General features: G+C 73.0%; 18 protein-coding genes. 8 read left to right on the top strand and 10 right to left on the bottom strand.

Annotated elements, in window-relative coordinates:
- Positions 1–1,323: MFS transporter (locus I4I78_RS22160; RefSeq protein WP_218613387.1), on the bottom strand; the 1,323-nt coding region annotated here is incomplete at its 3' end.
- Positions 1,324–1,375: 52 nt separating this feature from the next.
- Entirely contained in the window at positions 1,376–1,702 is a 327-nt protein-coding gene (locus I4I78_RS22155; RefSeq protein WP_218613386.1) for a putative quinol monooxygenase, read from the bottom strand.
- A 117-nt stretch (positions 1,703–1,819) separates the two neighbouring features.
- Here I4I78_RS22155 and I4I78_RS22150 point away from each other — a divergent pair, with 117 nt between their 5' ends.
- Together I4I78_RS22150 and I4I78_RS22145 are read left to right on the top strand one after the other, a co-directional pair.
- Positions 1,820–2,320 carry a PadR family transcriptional regulator gene (locus I4I78_RS22150; RefSeq protein ID WP_218613385.1) on the top strand — a complete coding sequence of 167 codons (501 nt, stop codon included), beginning with the start codon at positions 1,820–1,822 and terminating at the stop codon, positions 2,318–2,320.
- A gap of 59 nt (positions 2,321–2,379) precedes the next feature.
- Complete coding sequence (locus I4I78_RS22145) at positions 2,380–2,799, top strand: hypothetical protein (protein ID WP_218613384.1); 420 nt, start codon at positions 2,380–2,382, stop codon at positions 2,797–2,799.
- Here the strand turns inward: I4I78_RS22145 and I4I78_RS22140 are convergent.
- Positions 2,768–3,343, bottom strand: coding sequence for a dTDP-4-dehydrorhamnose 3,5-epimerase (locus I4I78_RS22140; protein WP_308252290.1), 576 nt, complete (start codon positions 3,341–3,343; stop codon positions 2,768–2,770). The genes I4I78_RS22145 and I4I78_RS22140 overlap by 32 nt on opposite strands.
- 133 nt (positions 3,344–3,476) lie before the next feature.
- Here I4I78_RS22140 and I4I78_RS22135 point away from each other — a divergent pair, with 133 nt between their 5' ends.
- The 4 genes from I4I78_RS22135 to I4I78_RS22120 are packed head-to-tail and all read left to right on the top strand — an operon-like array spanning position 3,477 to position 5,624.
- A complete protein-coding gene (locus tag I4I78_RS22135) occupies positions 3,477–4,109 on the top strand; it encodes a class I SAM-dependent methyltransferase (RefSeq protein WP_218613382.1) in 633 nt (210 codons plus the stop codon).
- A gap of 38 nt (positions 4,110–4,147) precedes the next feature.
- Positions 4,148–4,675, top strand: a complete 528-nt coding sequence (locus I4I78_RS22130; RefSeq protein ID WP_218613381.1) for a methylated-DNA--[protein]-cysteine S-methyltransferase — start codon at positions 4,148–4,150, stop codon at positions 4,673–4,675.
- Positions 4,676–4,718: 43 nt separating this feature from the next.
- Positions 4,719–5,189, top strand: a complete 471-nt coding sequence (locus tag I4I78_RS22125) for a hypothetical protein (RefSeq protein ID WP_218613380.1) — start codon at positions 4,719–4,721, stop codon at positions 5,187–5,189.
- Positions 5,190–5,240: 51 nt separating this feature from the next.
- Positions 5,241–5,624, top strand: coding sequence for a hypothetical protein (locus tag I4I78_RS22120; protein ID WP_218613379.1), 384 nt, complete (start codon positions 5,241–5,243; stop codon positions 5,622–5,624).
- A gap of 15 nt (positions 5,625–5,639) precedes the next feature.
- On the opposite strand, the gene I4I78_RS22115 is transcribed toward I4I78_RS22120, so the two are convergent.
- Positions 5,640–6,497 (bottom strand): NAD(P)H-binding protein, encoded by an 858-nt coding sequence (locus tag I4I78_RS22115; RefSeq protein WP_218613378.1) that lies wholly within the window; start codon positions 6,495–6,497, stop codon positions 5,640–5,642.
- The gene (locus I4I78_RS22110) at positions 6,494–6,922 is read right to left on the bottom strand and encodes a nuclear transport factor 2 family protein (protein ID WP_308252289.1); all 429 of its coding nucleotides are present in this window, start codon (positions 6,920–6,922) and stop codon (positions 6,494–6,496) included. The genes I4I78_RS22115 and I4I78_RS22110 overlap by 4 nt, the downstream gene beginning before the upstream one ends.
- Before the next feature lie 91 nt (positions 6,923–7,013).
- On the opposite strand from I4I78_RS22110, the gene I4I78_RS22105 reads away from it, so the two are divergent.
- Together I4I78_RS22105 and I4I78_RS32960 are read left to right on the top strand one after the other, a co-directional pair.
- A complete protein-coding gene (locus I4I78_RS22105; protein ID WP_308252288.1) occupies positions 7,014–7,616 on the top strand; it encodes a TetR/AcrR family transcriptional regulator in 603 nt (200 codons plus the stop codon).
- A gap of 455 nt (positions 7,617–8,071) precedes the next feature.
- On the top strand, positions 8,072–8,425 hold the full coding sequence (locus tag I4I78_RS32960; RefSeq protein ID WP_218613377.1) for a transglycosylase family protein: 354 nt from the start codon (positions 8,072–8,074) through the stop codon (positions 8,423–8,425).
- Between the two features lie 83 nt (positions 8,426–8,508).
- On the opposite strand, the gene I4I78_RS22095 is transcribed toward I4I78_RS32960, so the two are convergent.
- The 5 genes from I4I78_RS22095 to I4I78_RS22075 all read right to left on the bottom strand — a co-directional run.
- Positions 8,509–9,672 carry an acyl-CoA dehydrogenase family protein gene (locus I4I78_RS22095; RefSeq protein ID WP_218613376.1) on the bottom strand — a complete coding sequence of 388 codons (1,164 nt, stop codon included), beginning with the start codon at positions 9,670–9,672 and terminating at the stop codon, positions 8,509–8,511.
- A 40-nt stretch (positions 9,673–9,712) separates the two neighbouring features.
- Positions 9,713–10,102, bottom strand: coding sequence for a nuclear transport factor 2 family protein (locus tag I4I78_RS22090; RefSeq protein ID WP_218613375.1), 390 nt, complete (start codon positions 10,100–10,102; stop codon positions 9,713–9,715).
- An 8-nt stretch (positions 10,103–10,110) separates the two neighbouring features.
- Positions 10,111–11,121 (bottom strand): TIGR03617 family F420-dependent LLM class oxidoreductase, encoded by a 1,011-nt coding sequence (locus tag I4I78_RS22085; protein WP_218613374.1) that lies wholly within the window; start codon positions 11,119–11,121, stop codon positions 10,111–10,113.
- Between the two features lie 3 nt (positions 11,122–11,124).
- Positions 11,125–12,018, bottom strand: a complete 894-nt coding sequence (locus I4I78_RS22080; RefSeq protein WP_218613373.1) for an alpha/beta fold hydrolase — start codon at positions 12,016–12,018, stop codon at positions 11,125–11,127.
- Between the two features lie 118 nt (positions 12,019–12,136).
- Positions 12,137–12,725, bottom strand: a 589-nt coding sequence (locus I4I78_RS22075) for a class I SAM-dependent methyltransferase (RefSeq protein WP_218613372.1), incomplete at its 5' end; no start/stop codon positions are given.

Raw genomic sequence — 12,725 nt, 5'->3', positions numbered from 1 at the left:
GGCGACCAGCGCGAGCCAGCCGTCGCGCATCGCGGGCAGGTCGGTGCCGGTCCCGCCGTCGGGACCGAGGACGAGGACGAGCAGAGCGATGCCGAGCACGGCCCCGACCTGACGGGCCGTGTTGATCAACGACGAGCCCGAGCCCCACTGCCGCGCCGGCAGCACGGCCCCGACCGCGCCGGACAGGGCGGGCAGGATCAGCCCCACGCCGAGCCCGGTGAGCAGCTGGCCGGGCAGCATCCCGAGCAGGTAGTCCGGCGACGGGCCCAGCCGCAGCGCCCACCACAGCGGGCCGAGCGCGAACGCGAGCCCGCCCGCCGTCGCGACGGCGCCGATGCCGAACCGCCCGACCAGCCATCCGCTGCCGCGCGCGACCACGACGACCACCAGCGGTCCCGCCGCCAGCGCCAGCCCGGCCCGCTGCTCGGACCAGCCCCAGGTCCCGGTCAGGAACAGCACGTTGACGAACAGCATCGCGGCGAACCCGGCGGTGAACACGAGCATCGCCGACCCGGACAGTGCGATCGCCGGTACCCGTAGCACCTCGAGGTCCAGGGCGGGGACCGGATGGCGCCGCGAGCGACGCACCACCCAGGCCAGCCCGGCCACCGCGACGACGAGCGCGCCGACGGTCAGCGGGTCGCCCCAGCCGGCGTCCGGGGCGCGGACCAGGGCCCAGGCCAGCGCGCCGACGCCGGCCACGAGCCCGACCGCCCCGGCGACGTCGGGCATCCCGGTCCGCGCCCGGTCGGACTCGCGCAGCAGCAACGCGCCTGCGATCAGCGCCGCGGCGGCGACCGGCAGGTTGACCAGGAAGACCCACCGCCAGGACGCGGCGACGAGCAGCCCGCCGATCGGCGGTCCGAGGGCGGCGGCGACCGCGCCGATCGAGGCCCACATGCCGACCGCGCGGCCGCGGTGCTCGGCCGGGTAGGCGGCCAGCAGCAGCGACAGTGACGTCGGCACCACCATCGCCGCGCCGACCGCCTGCACCGCCCGGGCGGCGACCAGCGTGCCCACCGACGGTGCGGCGGCGCAGGCGGCCGAGGCGAGGGTGAACACGGCCAGCCCGACCAGGAACACCCGCCGGTGCCCGAACCGGTCGGCGACCCGCCCGGCCAGCGCCAGGAACGCGGCGAACACGACCGTGTAGCCGTTGAGCACCCAGGAGAGCGCGCCGAGGTCGGCTCCGGGGAAGTCCGCGCGGATGTCCGGGAACGCGATGTTGACGATGAACAGGTCCAGGCTGGACAGGAACGCCGCGGACGAGACGATCGCCAGCACCGCGCTCGGGCGCGGTGTCGACCGCTCTGAGTTGCTCACAGAAACTCAAATTACGGACCGGTGTGGTCCGGCACAAGAGTCCTGCCGGGGTCTAGTGCGGGGTGACCTCGCCCATCTCCACCCACGCGTCCTTGCCGTCCTCGCTCTGGAAGTTGATGAGCGGCTTCTCCGGCACGACCGAGCCCATGAAGTCGAAGAACTTCTGCGCGTGGTCGGTCTTGACGTGCTCGTCGCCGGCCTTGCTGTCGCGGAACACCTCGACGATCACGAACTCGTTCTCCTTCTCGACGTTCTCGTGGTAGTCGAAGGAGATGTTGCCCGGCTCGGAGTTCACGTTCTTCTTGTACTCGGCGATCCCGGACAGCCACACGTCGCGCCTGTCCGGACGGATCTGGGCCTTGAGCACGATGAGGATCACGAATACCTCCACGGTGAGTCGTCAGGGTCGGCTCGTCCGCGCCCAGTCTTCCACGCGACGCGGCCGCACGGCTCACCGTCCGGATGGGGCACGAGGAAGAGCACCTACGCTGGCCGGATGCGTCCCGGACTGCCCGAGTGGACCGTGCTGGCGGTGACCACCGAGCGCCCGGTGCACGGGTTCGCCGTCGCCGCGCTGACCGCGGCCGAGGGCGAGATCGGGCGGGTCTGGCAGATCCCGCGCCCGATCGTCTACCGGGCGATCGGGCGGCTGGAGGAGTCCGGGCTGATCACCGCGGAGGCCGTCGAGGCCGCCGGTGGCCCGCCGCGCACGCTCTACACCGCCACGGTGCAGGGCCGGGAGCAGGTGCGGTCCTGGCTCGAGGCGCCCGTCCCGCACGTCCGCGACATGCGCTCGGAGCTGTTGCTCAAGCTCGCCATCCACCACCGGCAGGGCAGCGACCCGGGGCCGCTGGTCGAGCGTCAGCGCGCGGTGCTCGGTCCGATCGTCACCGCGCTGGAGGCCGAGCTGGCCGGCGCGGACGCGTTCGACCGGGTGCTGGTGGCGTGGCGGCACGCCTCGGCGCTGGCCGCCGTCGGCTTCCTCGACGAGCTGTAGACCCCGGCGGTGGCGGCGACACCGCGCGTACCGGGTGCCGGATGGGGTAGTCCTGGTCCATGACTTGGTTCCCGCGTCTCCTCGGTGTCGCCACGGCCGCGTACAGCGTCGCGATCATCGGAAAGCCCGAGCTGTTCTGCCGCCCGACCGGGCTCGTCGGCGAGTCCGAGAGCCCGAGCGACTCGCAGAAGGTCCTCACCCGCGCGATCGGCGGGCGCGACCTCGCGTCCGGGGTCGCGATGGCGCTCGCGCCGGCCGGTTGGCCGCTCAAGACCGCGATCGGGGTGCGGGTCGGGGCGGACATCGCCGACCTCGTGGTCCTCGGCACCGGGCTGCCGGACCAGGACAGCCGGGAGAAGGCGACCATGGTCGCCGCCGCCTGGGGCGCGCTGTGTGCGCTGTCCGTGCTGGCGGCCGACCCGCCCGCCCTCCGACGGCGCGACCGGCTCAGCGCGCGATCGGCTCGGCGGGCGCGCTGACGCCCAGCCGGGCGCAGAGCTCGGCCCAGGTGCCGGCGGCCCGGTCCTTGGTGCTCATCGTGCCGACCGGCAGCGGCCAGCGGATCGCCAGGTCGGGGTCGTCGAACCGGACCGAGACGTCCTCGGTGGGGTCGTGCGGGGTGTCGATCCGGTAGCAGGTGTCCACCGTCGGGCTCAGCGCCTGGAACCCGTGCAGGCAGCCGGCCGGGATATAGAGGTGGCGGCGCTCGACGTCGTCGAGCAGGAACGTCGCGACCCGCCCGAACGTGGGCGAACCGGGGCGGGCGTCGACGACGATGTCGTGCATCGCGCCGTGCGCGCAGCGGACGAGCTTGGACTCGCCTGCTCCGGTGCGGCCGTGCATGCCGCGGATGACGCCCTGCACGGAGCGGGACTGCGAGTCCTGGATGAACCGGCCCGCGTCCAGGCCGTGCGCGGCCGCGACCGCCGAGTCGAACGTGACGGTGCGGAAGCCGTGCTCGTCGACGTGCGGGACCGGGACGAACTGGACGACCCCGTCGATGACACTGCGATGGACCTGCACCGGTGACCCCCGTGTTCGTCGACCCCGACGGTGATGCAACCAGGTCGTCGCTGTGGAATCGCTGAGCGCGGTCGGCGTATTCCGCGGCGACCGCCGGTACCGGAGGGGCGCACGACCCGTCATGATCGGGGGCATGGCCACGAGCACCGGTGGAAACCCGTTCCTCGACCGCGCGTACGCCCTGACCGGCACCGAGGAGGCGCGCGAGCTCTACGACGAGTGGGCGGCCACGTTCGACGCCGACATCACCGGCGAGACCCAGGGCTACGTCGCTCCGGGGAACGCCGCGGACACCGTCGTCCGGGTCGCCGGAACCGGTGCGACGATCCTCGACGCCGGCTGCGGCACGGGCCTGGCCGGTGTCGAGCTCGCCCGCCGCGGCGCCACCACGATCGACGGCGTCGACCTCTCGCCCGGGATGCTCGAGCGCGCCCGCGCGACCGGCGCCTACCGGGACCTCGGCACCGCCGACCTGACCCGGCCGCTGGCCGCCGCCGACGGCGCCTACGACGTCGTCGTGTGCGTGGGCACGCTGACCCACGGGCACGTCGGGTCGTCGGTGCTGGCCGAGTTCGTCCGCGTCGTGCGGTCCGGCGGCTACGTCGTGGCCACCGTGCTCGACGACATCTGGGAGACCGACGGCTTCCGGGCCGAGGTCGACCGGCTCGCCGCGGGCGAGCTCGTCGAGATGGTCTCCGCCGAGCTCGAGCCGTACCGGTCCGGCCAGTCCGTGGACTGCCGGATGCTGGTCCTGCGGGTGCGCTGAGGCGCAACCGTCCCGGGTGCGGCGGGGTTCGGACTCCCATGAGCACCGCGCAGATCCTGCACGAGACCGGGTTCGGCACGCTGGCGCTGACCGCGTCGTCCGCCGGGCTGACCGCCATCCGGTTCGACACCGGCCCGGGCACCGGGCCGAGCACCGCCCGGAGCACCGCGGGGGCGGACCCGTGGGCCGCCGCCGTGCTCGACCTCGCCCGCCGCGAGCTCGACGACTACGCGGCCGGACACCTGCGCCGGTTCACCGTCCCGGTGGACCTGGGCCGGGTCCGGGGTGAGCACCGCACGATCCTGGACACCCTCGCCGGTGAGGTCGGCTACGGCGCGACGACCACCTACGGCGCGCTGGCCGCGCGCCTGGGCCTGATCGCGGACGGTCCGCGACGGGTCGGCGCGGCGATGGCCCGCAACCCGGTGCTGGTGGTCGTCCCGTGCCACCGCGTCGTCGGCGCGGACGGCAGGCTGGTCGGCTACGCGGGCGGCGTGGCGGCCAAGCGGGCGCTGCTGGACCTGGAGTCCCGCGACCGCGCCGGGCAGATGGCCCTCGGCGTCTGATGCGGGTGGTCGTTCGCGCGGCCCCGGTGGTGTGATGTGCCGCATGCTGCGGGCGGAGAAGGACGGCGTGTTCTCGAGGACGTACCGGATCACCGAGGACGGGCGCGGCGTGACGTCGTTCCGGACCAGCTGGTGGGCCAGCGGGGGCACGTTCGTGCTGGACGGACGCGAGTTCACGATCCGCCGCAACATGTGGGGCGGCAAGTACGGCATGGCCGACGAGAACGAGGCCAAGGTCGCGGCCGCCGAGAAGGTCGGCCGCCGGAACTGGACCGTCGAGTCCGGCGCCGAGCTGTACCGCTTCCGCCGGACGTCGCTGCTCCGCTCGGAGCAGGCTCTGATGCGCGACGGCGAGCAGGTCGGGCTGATCAAGCGGGCCAGCATGTGGAAGGGCGGTGCCACCGCCGAGCTCCCGGGCCTGACCCTGCCGGTCCGGGTGTTCGTGGTCGCCGTGGTCCTGACGATGTGGGAGCAGGAGGCCGCGGCCGCCAGCAGTGGCGGCGGCGGCGGCTGATCCTGGTCCCGGCCGGGCGGGGCGCCGTCGCGTCGGGGCAGACTCGACGGCGTGAACCGCGCCCAGCCCACCACCGGCCGCCGGATCGTCACGGCGCTGCTCGTCGCGACGGCGGTCGTGCACGCCGTCCTGGCCGCCCGCCTCTGGGCCGGTTCGCCCGCCCTGGCCGTGATCGACGCCGTGGTGGCCGTCGCGGCCCTCGCCGTGGCCGGTGCCCTGCTGCTGCGCGACGAGCCCGCGGTGCTGCTCGGGGCCGCGGTGGTCGGCGGGGTCGGGGTGGCCACGTTCCTGGTCCCCGGCCTGGTCGCGGTCGCGGGCGGGCAGAGCTACGACGGTTGGCTGGACCCGTGGGCGTTCGGCGCGCTGCTGCTCGACGCCCTGGCCGTGCGGGTCGCGGTGTTCACGCTCCGCCGCGCGCAGACGCCGGCCCGCTGACGCCCCGCCACCGGCCTACCCCGCCGTCACCTGCCCGCTCTCCGCGCCGGCCATGGCGTTCGTCGCCACCTCGCGCAACGTGCGTGGTGCGCGTCCGGTGACCCGTCGCACCGTGTCGGTGACCCGGTCCTCGGCCCCGCCCGCGATCGCGACGTCCAGCGCGGCCAGGATCGCCGAGAAGTCACCCGGGTAGCCGGCCGCGGTGAACCGCGCCACCAGCTCGTCCTCGGTCACCGGCCGGTGCCGCACCGGGGACCCGGACACGTCGGCGAGGACGGCCGCCGCGTCGGCGTAGCTCAGCGCTTCCGGACCGGTGATCAGGTGCTCCGGTGGGTGCGGGCTCGTGTCGAGCAACGCGTGCCCGGCGACCGCGGCGATGTCGCCGGCGTCGACGAACCCGACCCGCCCGTCGCCGGTTGCGGTGACGATCTCGCCCTGCTCCCGGATCCCCGCGGCCACCGGGTGGTCGCCGAGCAGGTTCTGCATGAACCAGGACGGCCGCAGCACCGTCGCCTCGTCGATCCGGTCGCGGACCAGCGCCGGCAGCGCCCCCATCCCGTGGTCGGAGTCCGGGACCGCGGACGAGCACAGCAGCACGACCCGGCGGACCCCGGCGGTCCGCGCGGCGTCCAGGAACGGTGCGACCAGCGGGGCCGGCTCGGCCACCCCGATCGGCGCGACCAGGTAGACGGCGCCGGCGCCGTCCAGCGCGGTGGTGTGTGTGGTCGGGTCGGTCCAGTCGAAGCGCACCTGTCCGGGCGCCGACGGGCTGCGGGTGGCGACCCGCGCCGTCGCGTCGCGCGCCCGCAGGAACGCGGTCACCCGGCTCCCGGTGGTGCCGGTGCCGCCGAGGACCAGGACCGGCGCGCTCACGCCTCGGCCCCGGCCGGAAGGCCGGTCCGGCCGATCGCCTCGGCGACGGCGAGCGGGCTCCAGTAGTCGCGGTAGTGCGCGATCTCGCCGCCGCGCACGGTGACCACCGCGACGTAGCGCAACCGGTAGGCGTTCCCGGTCGCGAGCGCCACGCCGTCCACCTCGAACTCGACGATCACCACGTCGGGGTCGGTCGTCCGGTGCAGCGTGCGGTCGACGACCTCCCGCAGGTCGACGTGGTCGGTGTAGTCGTGCAGGTAGTCCTGCACGGCGGCCCGGCCGTCGAGCCGCTGGGGCGAGCCGGGTGCGGCGAACGGGAACTCCATCACGCCGTCGACGGCCCACAGGCCGGCGAACGCGGTCATGTCGTGGGCGAGCAACAGCTCCAGGGCGTGCTCGACGAGCTCGGTCGGTGTCCGTGTCACGGTCTCTCCTCTAACGTCGGGACGAGACGGCCCCGTATCGACGTAAGTGCGACGATACGGTTCCGTTCCGACGTCGGCTACCCTGGATCGCGTGACGGAACCGACCAGACGCGCGCCCGCCGGTGCGGCCGTGCTGCACGCCGACGTCACCGACGCGATCACCGAGGCGGTGCTCGACGAGCTCGCCGAGGGCGGGATCGGCCGACTGTCGATGGAGGCCGTCGCCCGGCGGGCCGGGGTCGGCAAGAGCGCGCTGTACAGGCGCTGGTCCTCGCGGGACGAGATGGTGGTCGCGGTGCTCTCCGGGTTCAGCGTCCCGCGGGTCGTGACGACCGACACCGGATCGCTGCGCGGTGACATCCGGGCGGTGCTCGCCGGTCTCGAGGAGTGGCTCACCCATCCCCGGTTCTCGCGGATCCTGCCCGACCTGGTCGCCGAACAGGGACGCCGACCGGATCTCGCCGCGGCCGTTGCCGAGGCGGTCGGCGAGCCCCGCCGGGAGCGCGGCGCGGCCGTGCTGCAGCGCGCCGTCGAGCGTGGCGAGCTCCCGGCCGACATCGATCGGGAGCTCGCGCTGGACCTCCTCGGTGCGCCGATCTACTGGCGTCACAGCGTCCGCCGGGCCGAGGTCGACGCGGAGTACCTGGACGCGCTCACCGAGCTCGTGCTCCGGGCACTCGGGGCGAAGGCGTGACCACGCCGGGTCAGTAATTCCGGAACGGAAACAGTTCCTGTTCACCCGTCACGGTCCGGTTACTGCGGTGCAATAGGTCCGATTCGGAAGTTCCGTGCGGTTGAGGGACGTGTCCGTGATACCGAAAAAGCTGCGCTGAGCTGCGATAACGACATAACCCGTTATCGTCGTGTGATACGTCACGAGCCGTTCGCTTGACCCCTCCACGGGGTTGCCGCCTACCTTCGTGCTTGGCCCGATCCGCCTGGATCGGGTCGCACCGAAGTGCCGGAACCGTCGCGTCATGGACAGCCCCCGTCCCGCGGTTCCCGGCGAGTCGATCCGCACAAGGCGGGACGGGGACGGGTACGGGCGTCGGCGCCCGAACTGACCACCCCCGGACGTCGCTCCCCCAAAGGCGTCGTGCGGTGCGTGCGCCCGGTCCGACGTGGGCCTGATCAAAAAGGTTGAGGGTAATGAGCAGCAGCAGTCGTGTGTCCGTGACCACCCGTCGCGTGGTCGGTATCGCCGCCGCCGGACTGGTCGCCGCCGGTGCGCCGCTGGCGCTGGCCGGCACCGCGAACGCCGCACCGTCCAGCACCTGGGACAAGCTCGCCGAGTGCGAGAGCGGCGGTGACTGGAGCATCAACACCGGGAACGGCTTCTCCGGCGGCCTGCAGTTCACGCCGTCGACCTGGAAGGCGTTCGGTGGCGAGGGCAGCCCGACCAACGCGAGCCGGTCCGAGCAGATCCAGGTCGCCGAGAAGGTCCTGGACGAGCAGGGTTGGGGCGCCTGGCCCGCCTGCTCGGAGAAGCTCGGCCTGAGCTGAGGCTTCCCCGACGAACTCTCGCCTACGGCCGGTGACCCTGCGCGGTCACCGGCCGTAGCGGCGTTCGGAGCCCGCCCCGTGGGTCAGTAGGACCGCGGGAGTCCGAGCACGTGCTCGGCGACGTAGTTGAGCACCATCTCCTGCGGCAGCGGCGCCAGCTTCATCAGCCGGGACTCGGTGAAGTACCGGCTGACGTCGTACTCGGTCGCGTAGCCGAACCCGCCCAGGGTCTGCATGGCCCGGTCGGCGGCGAAGTGCCCGGCGTCCGCGGCCAGGAACTTGGCCGTGTTCGCGTGCTCCCCGCAGGGCAGCCCGGCGTCGTAGCGCTCGGCGGCCTCCCGCACGACCAGGCTCGCGGCGTGCAGCCGCATGTGCGCCTCGGCCAGCGGGAACGCGATGCCCTGGTTCTTGCCGATCGGGCGGCCGAACACGACCCGCTCGTTCGCGTACTTCACCGCAGCGTCCAGCGCGGCCCGTCCGACACCGAGCGCCTCGGCGGCGATCAGGATCCGCTCCGGGTTCAGCCCGTCCAGGATGTACTTGAAGCCCTTGCCCTCCTCGCCGACGCGGTCGGCGACGTCGACGGGCAGGTCGTCGTAGACCACCTCGCAGGACACGACGGCGTTGCGGCCCAGCTTCTCGATCGGCGTGATCGTGACCTCGGGCCGCTGCAGGTCGGCGAGCAGCAGCGTCAGCCCGTCCGTGCGCTTGGCGCACTCCTCGATCGGCGTCGTCCGCACCAGCAGCAGGACCTTCTCGCAGAACTGCGCCTTCGACGTCCACACCTTGCGTCCGCGCACCAGGTAGCGGTCGCCGTCGCGACGGGCCGAGGTCGAGATCGACGTGGTGTCCAGGCCGGCGTCGGGCTCGGTCACCCCGAACGCGACGTGCAGGCTCCCGTCGGCGACGCGGGGCAGGTACTTCCGCCGCATCTCGTCGCTGCCGTACCTGGCGACCGGGTTCATCCCGAACACCGACAGGTGGATCGAGCTGGCGCCGTTCATCGCCGCGCCGGACGCGGCGACCTCCTCCATCAGGACGGCCGCCTCACTGATCCCGGTCCCCCCGCCGCCGTACTGTTCCGGGATGGCGATGCCGATCCAGCCGCCGTCGGCCATCGCGCGGTAGAACTCCCACGGGAACTCGTGCTCGCGGTCGTGGGACTGCCAGTATTCCGAGCCGAACTGCCGGCAGACGTCGCGCACGCCCTCCCGGATGTCCTTGTACGGGTCGTCGTGCACGTCCATACCCACCCCTGTGTGTCGATGTTCGTTCCGCAGGCTCCTCTCAGTCGAAGAACTTGCGCGCCCGGATCTCCGCCCGACGACGGCGCAGCCGCCAGCCGTCGGGGGTCCGGACGATCTCGTCGTGGTAGTCGCCGGTGACCGGCTGCCCCTCGTTCGGGAAGCCGAGGAACTTGCTGTGCCCGGTGACCGTGCCGTCCGGGTTCTCGACGAGCGTCGTGTTCGTCGTGACGTGGGCGTACATGTTGCGGCCCTTGAAGTTCGCCACGATGTCGGCGATCCCGTGCAGGTCCGGGCGCCCGGTGGCGCCGCGGTCGAACACGAAGTCCTCGGCGAACACCTCGTGCGCGCGGTCCCAGTCGTGGTCGTCGACGACGTGCCCGTAGTCGGCGAGCAGCCCGTGGATGGCGGCCCGGTCCTCCGGCGTCAGCATCTCGTGCCCTACGCCGCGCGGAGCCGGGTCGTGGTGTCCAGGACGAGCTGTGGGTCGGCCTCGTAGGGGGTGTAGAGCGAGATCCGGTCGACCACGTGGCCGTAGCGGGACAGCATCCCGGCCGCCACCTCGTCCGGTGTCCCGGCGACGGCGAACGCGTCCAGCACGTCGTCGTCGATCAGGCCTGCCATCTCGTCCCAGGCCTGCTGCCGGGACAACCCGTTGAGCCGGTCGGCGAGCTCGCCCCAGCCGTGGTGCTCGAGCACCGGGCGGTACGGCGGCGTGGAGGAGTAGAACGCGATCTGACGTCGCACGCCCTGCTCGGCGGCGGCGCGGGCCTTCTCGTCGGCACCGAGGACCGCGAAGACCGGCAGGCAGACCTGGAAGCCGTCCAGATTCCCACCGTCGCGGCCGCGGGTCAGGGCCGGGACCGTCACCTCGTCCATGTACGACGGGGTGGTCAGCGAGTGCGCGAGCAGGCCGTCGCTGACCCGGCCGGCCACCTCGGTCATCCGCTCGCCGACGGCGGCCAGCATGATCGGCGGGTTGCCGTGCGGGTTCGGGCCGGGGGAGAAGAACTCGGTCATCAGCGTGTGCGAGTAGAACTCGCCCTCGTAGCGCAGCCGCTCACCGGTCTCCCAGGCCGACCAGATCGCGCGCACCGCGCGGACGAAGTCCTCCATCCGCGCCGCGGGCCGGCTCCACGGCATGTTGAACCGGCGCTCGATGTGCGGCTTGACCTGCGAGCCGATGCCCAGGTCGAAGCGGCCCTCGGAGAGCAGGGTGACGTCGTTGGCCTGGTAGGCCAGCGTCATCGGGTTGCGGGCGAACGCGACCGCGATCCCGGACTGCAGCCGGATGCTGCTGGTGGCGCGGGCGGCGAGACCGAGCGCGATGAACGCGTCGTGGGCGGTCTCGGGCACCGACACCCCGTCGTAGCCCTGCTTCTCCGCCTCCACGGCGACCCGTTCGGTCTCCAGTGGATCGGCGGTGAAGCTCCCGGTGGTGTCGACGTGCACGCGTCAGGCCCTTCCGTGGGGGACGACCCGGTCGAGCCAGGTCAGCAGGTCCGCGACGATCTCGTCGCGGTTGGTCTCGTTGAACACCTCGTGCCGGGCGCCCGGCCACACGGCGAGCGTGACGTCGGTCAGCCCGGCCGCGCGGTAGCGCTCGATCATCGGGTGCACCAGCGCCAGCCCGGCGTTCACCGGGTCCGCGTCGCCGACGGTGATGTAGAGCGGCAGGTCGTCGCGGATCGCGGCGAGCGTCTCCGGCTCGGCCAGCGGCCTCGCGGCGGCGAACATCGCGGCGGTGCCCGGCTGGTCCAGCCCGAACCCGCAGTCCGGGTCGGCGACGTAGAGATCGACCTGCGCGGCGTCGCGGGAGAGCCACTCGTAGCCGGTGCGGTTCTCGAACGGCGCGTTGAACGCCGAGAGGTCCATCGGCCCGGACAGGTCCAGTGCCGGTTCGAGCAGGTCCAGCAGCCCGGTCCCGGAGAGCACGGCGGCGTCGATCCGGTCCGAGTGCGCGGCCAGGTACTGCTGCACCGCGAACGAGCCCATGCTGTGCCCGAGCAGCACCAGCGGGACGCCCGGGTGCTCTCCGCGGGCGTGCTCGCGCACGACGTCGATGTCGTCGACCAGCCCGGCCCAGCCGGTCTCGCCCAGGATCCCGTGCCGCTGCGGGGAACCGGCGGTGGCGCCGTGCCCGCGGTGGTCCTGCCCGACGACGGCGAACCCGCGGCCGGTCAGGGCGGCCGCCAGCGGGGCGTAGCGCAGCAGGTGCTCGCCCATGCCGTGGGTGAGCTGCACGATCGCGCGCACCGGGCCGTCGGGCACCCAGCCGTACGCGGTGACGACGGTGCCGTCGCGCCCGGTCAGGGTGAACGTCGAGTGGGTCTGCTCCGACGTCGTCATCGGGGTTCACCGCCGTGGTGTGGGTGTCGTGCGCGGCCGGACGGACGTCATCGACCTCGGGGCTCCCGATCCTGCGTCACACGGCATCAGCGGTCAATGCTGACTGTTCCCCGCCGCGTCACGCCGGGGTGCGCGCCCAGACGGCGAAGAGCGGGTTCGCGCCCGCAGGGGTGCCGCACTGTCCGGCCTGCGGGTCGTCGAACCCGCCGCTGCGCCGGAAGTACTCGCCGACGATGCGCATGTGGGTCTCGTCGTCGGTCTGCAGCCAGCCGCGGATCGCCTTCGTCGGGAAGCAGCGGTCGGAGAACGTGCACGCGAACGTCCCGCCCGGCGCCAGCACGCGCGCGACCTCGGCGAACACCTCGACCGGGCGCGTCAGGTAGTCCACCGAGACCGTGCAGATGCAGGTGTCGAACGCGTCGTCGGGCAGCGGGAGCACCGGGTCGGCGTTGAGGTCGTGGCGGACGCGCTCGTGTGCCATCGGGTTCCGCGCCAGCTCCTCGTCGTTCATGCCGAGGACGGTCAGGTGCTCCGGGCGCGTGGTCAGGTGCGAGACCCAGGACGACATCAGGTCCAGGACGCGGCCGGTCGTGCCGATCCCGGCGTAGAACGAGCCGGCGGCGGCGATCGCGCCGTCGTCGATGTGGTGGACGATCCGGGGCGGGAGGTAGAACTCCCGGTCGTCGGCCTCGTCGGTGCGGGAGAAG

The organism is Pseudonocardia sp. KRD291, from assembly GCF_019263595.1.
Taxonomy (GTDB): Bacteria; Actinomycetota; Actinomycetes; order Mycobacteriales; family Pseudonocardiaceae; genus Pseudonocardia.
This window is presented reverse-complemented; position numbering and strand designations above follow the sequence as displayed.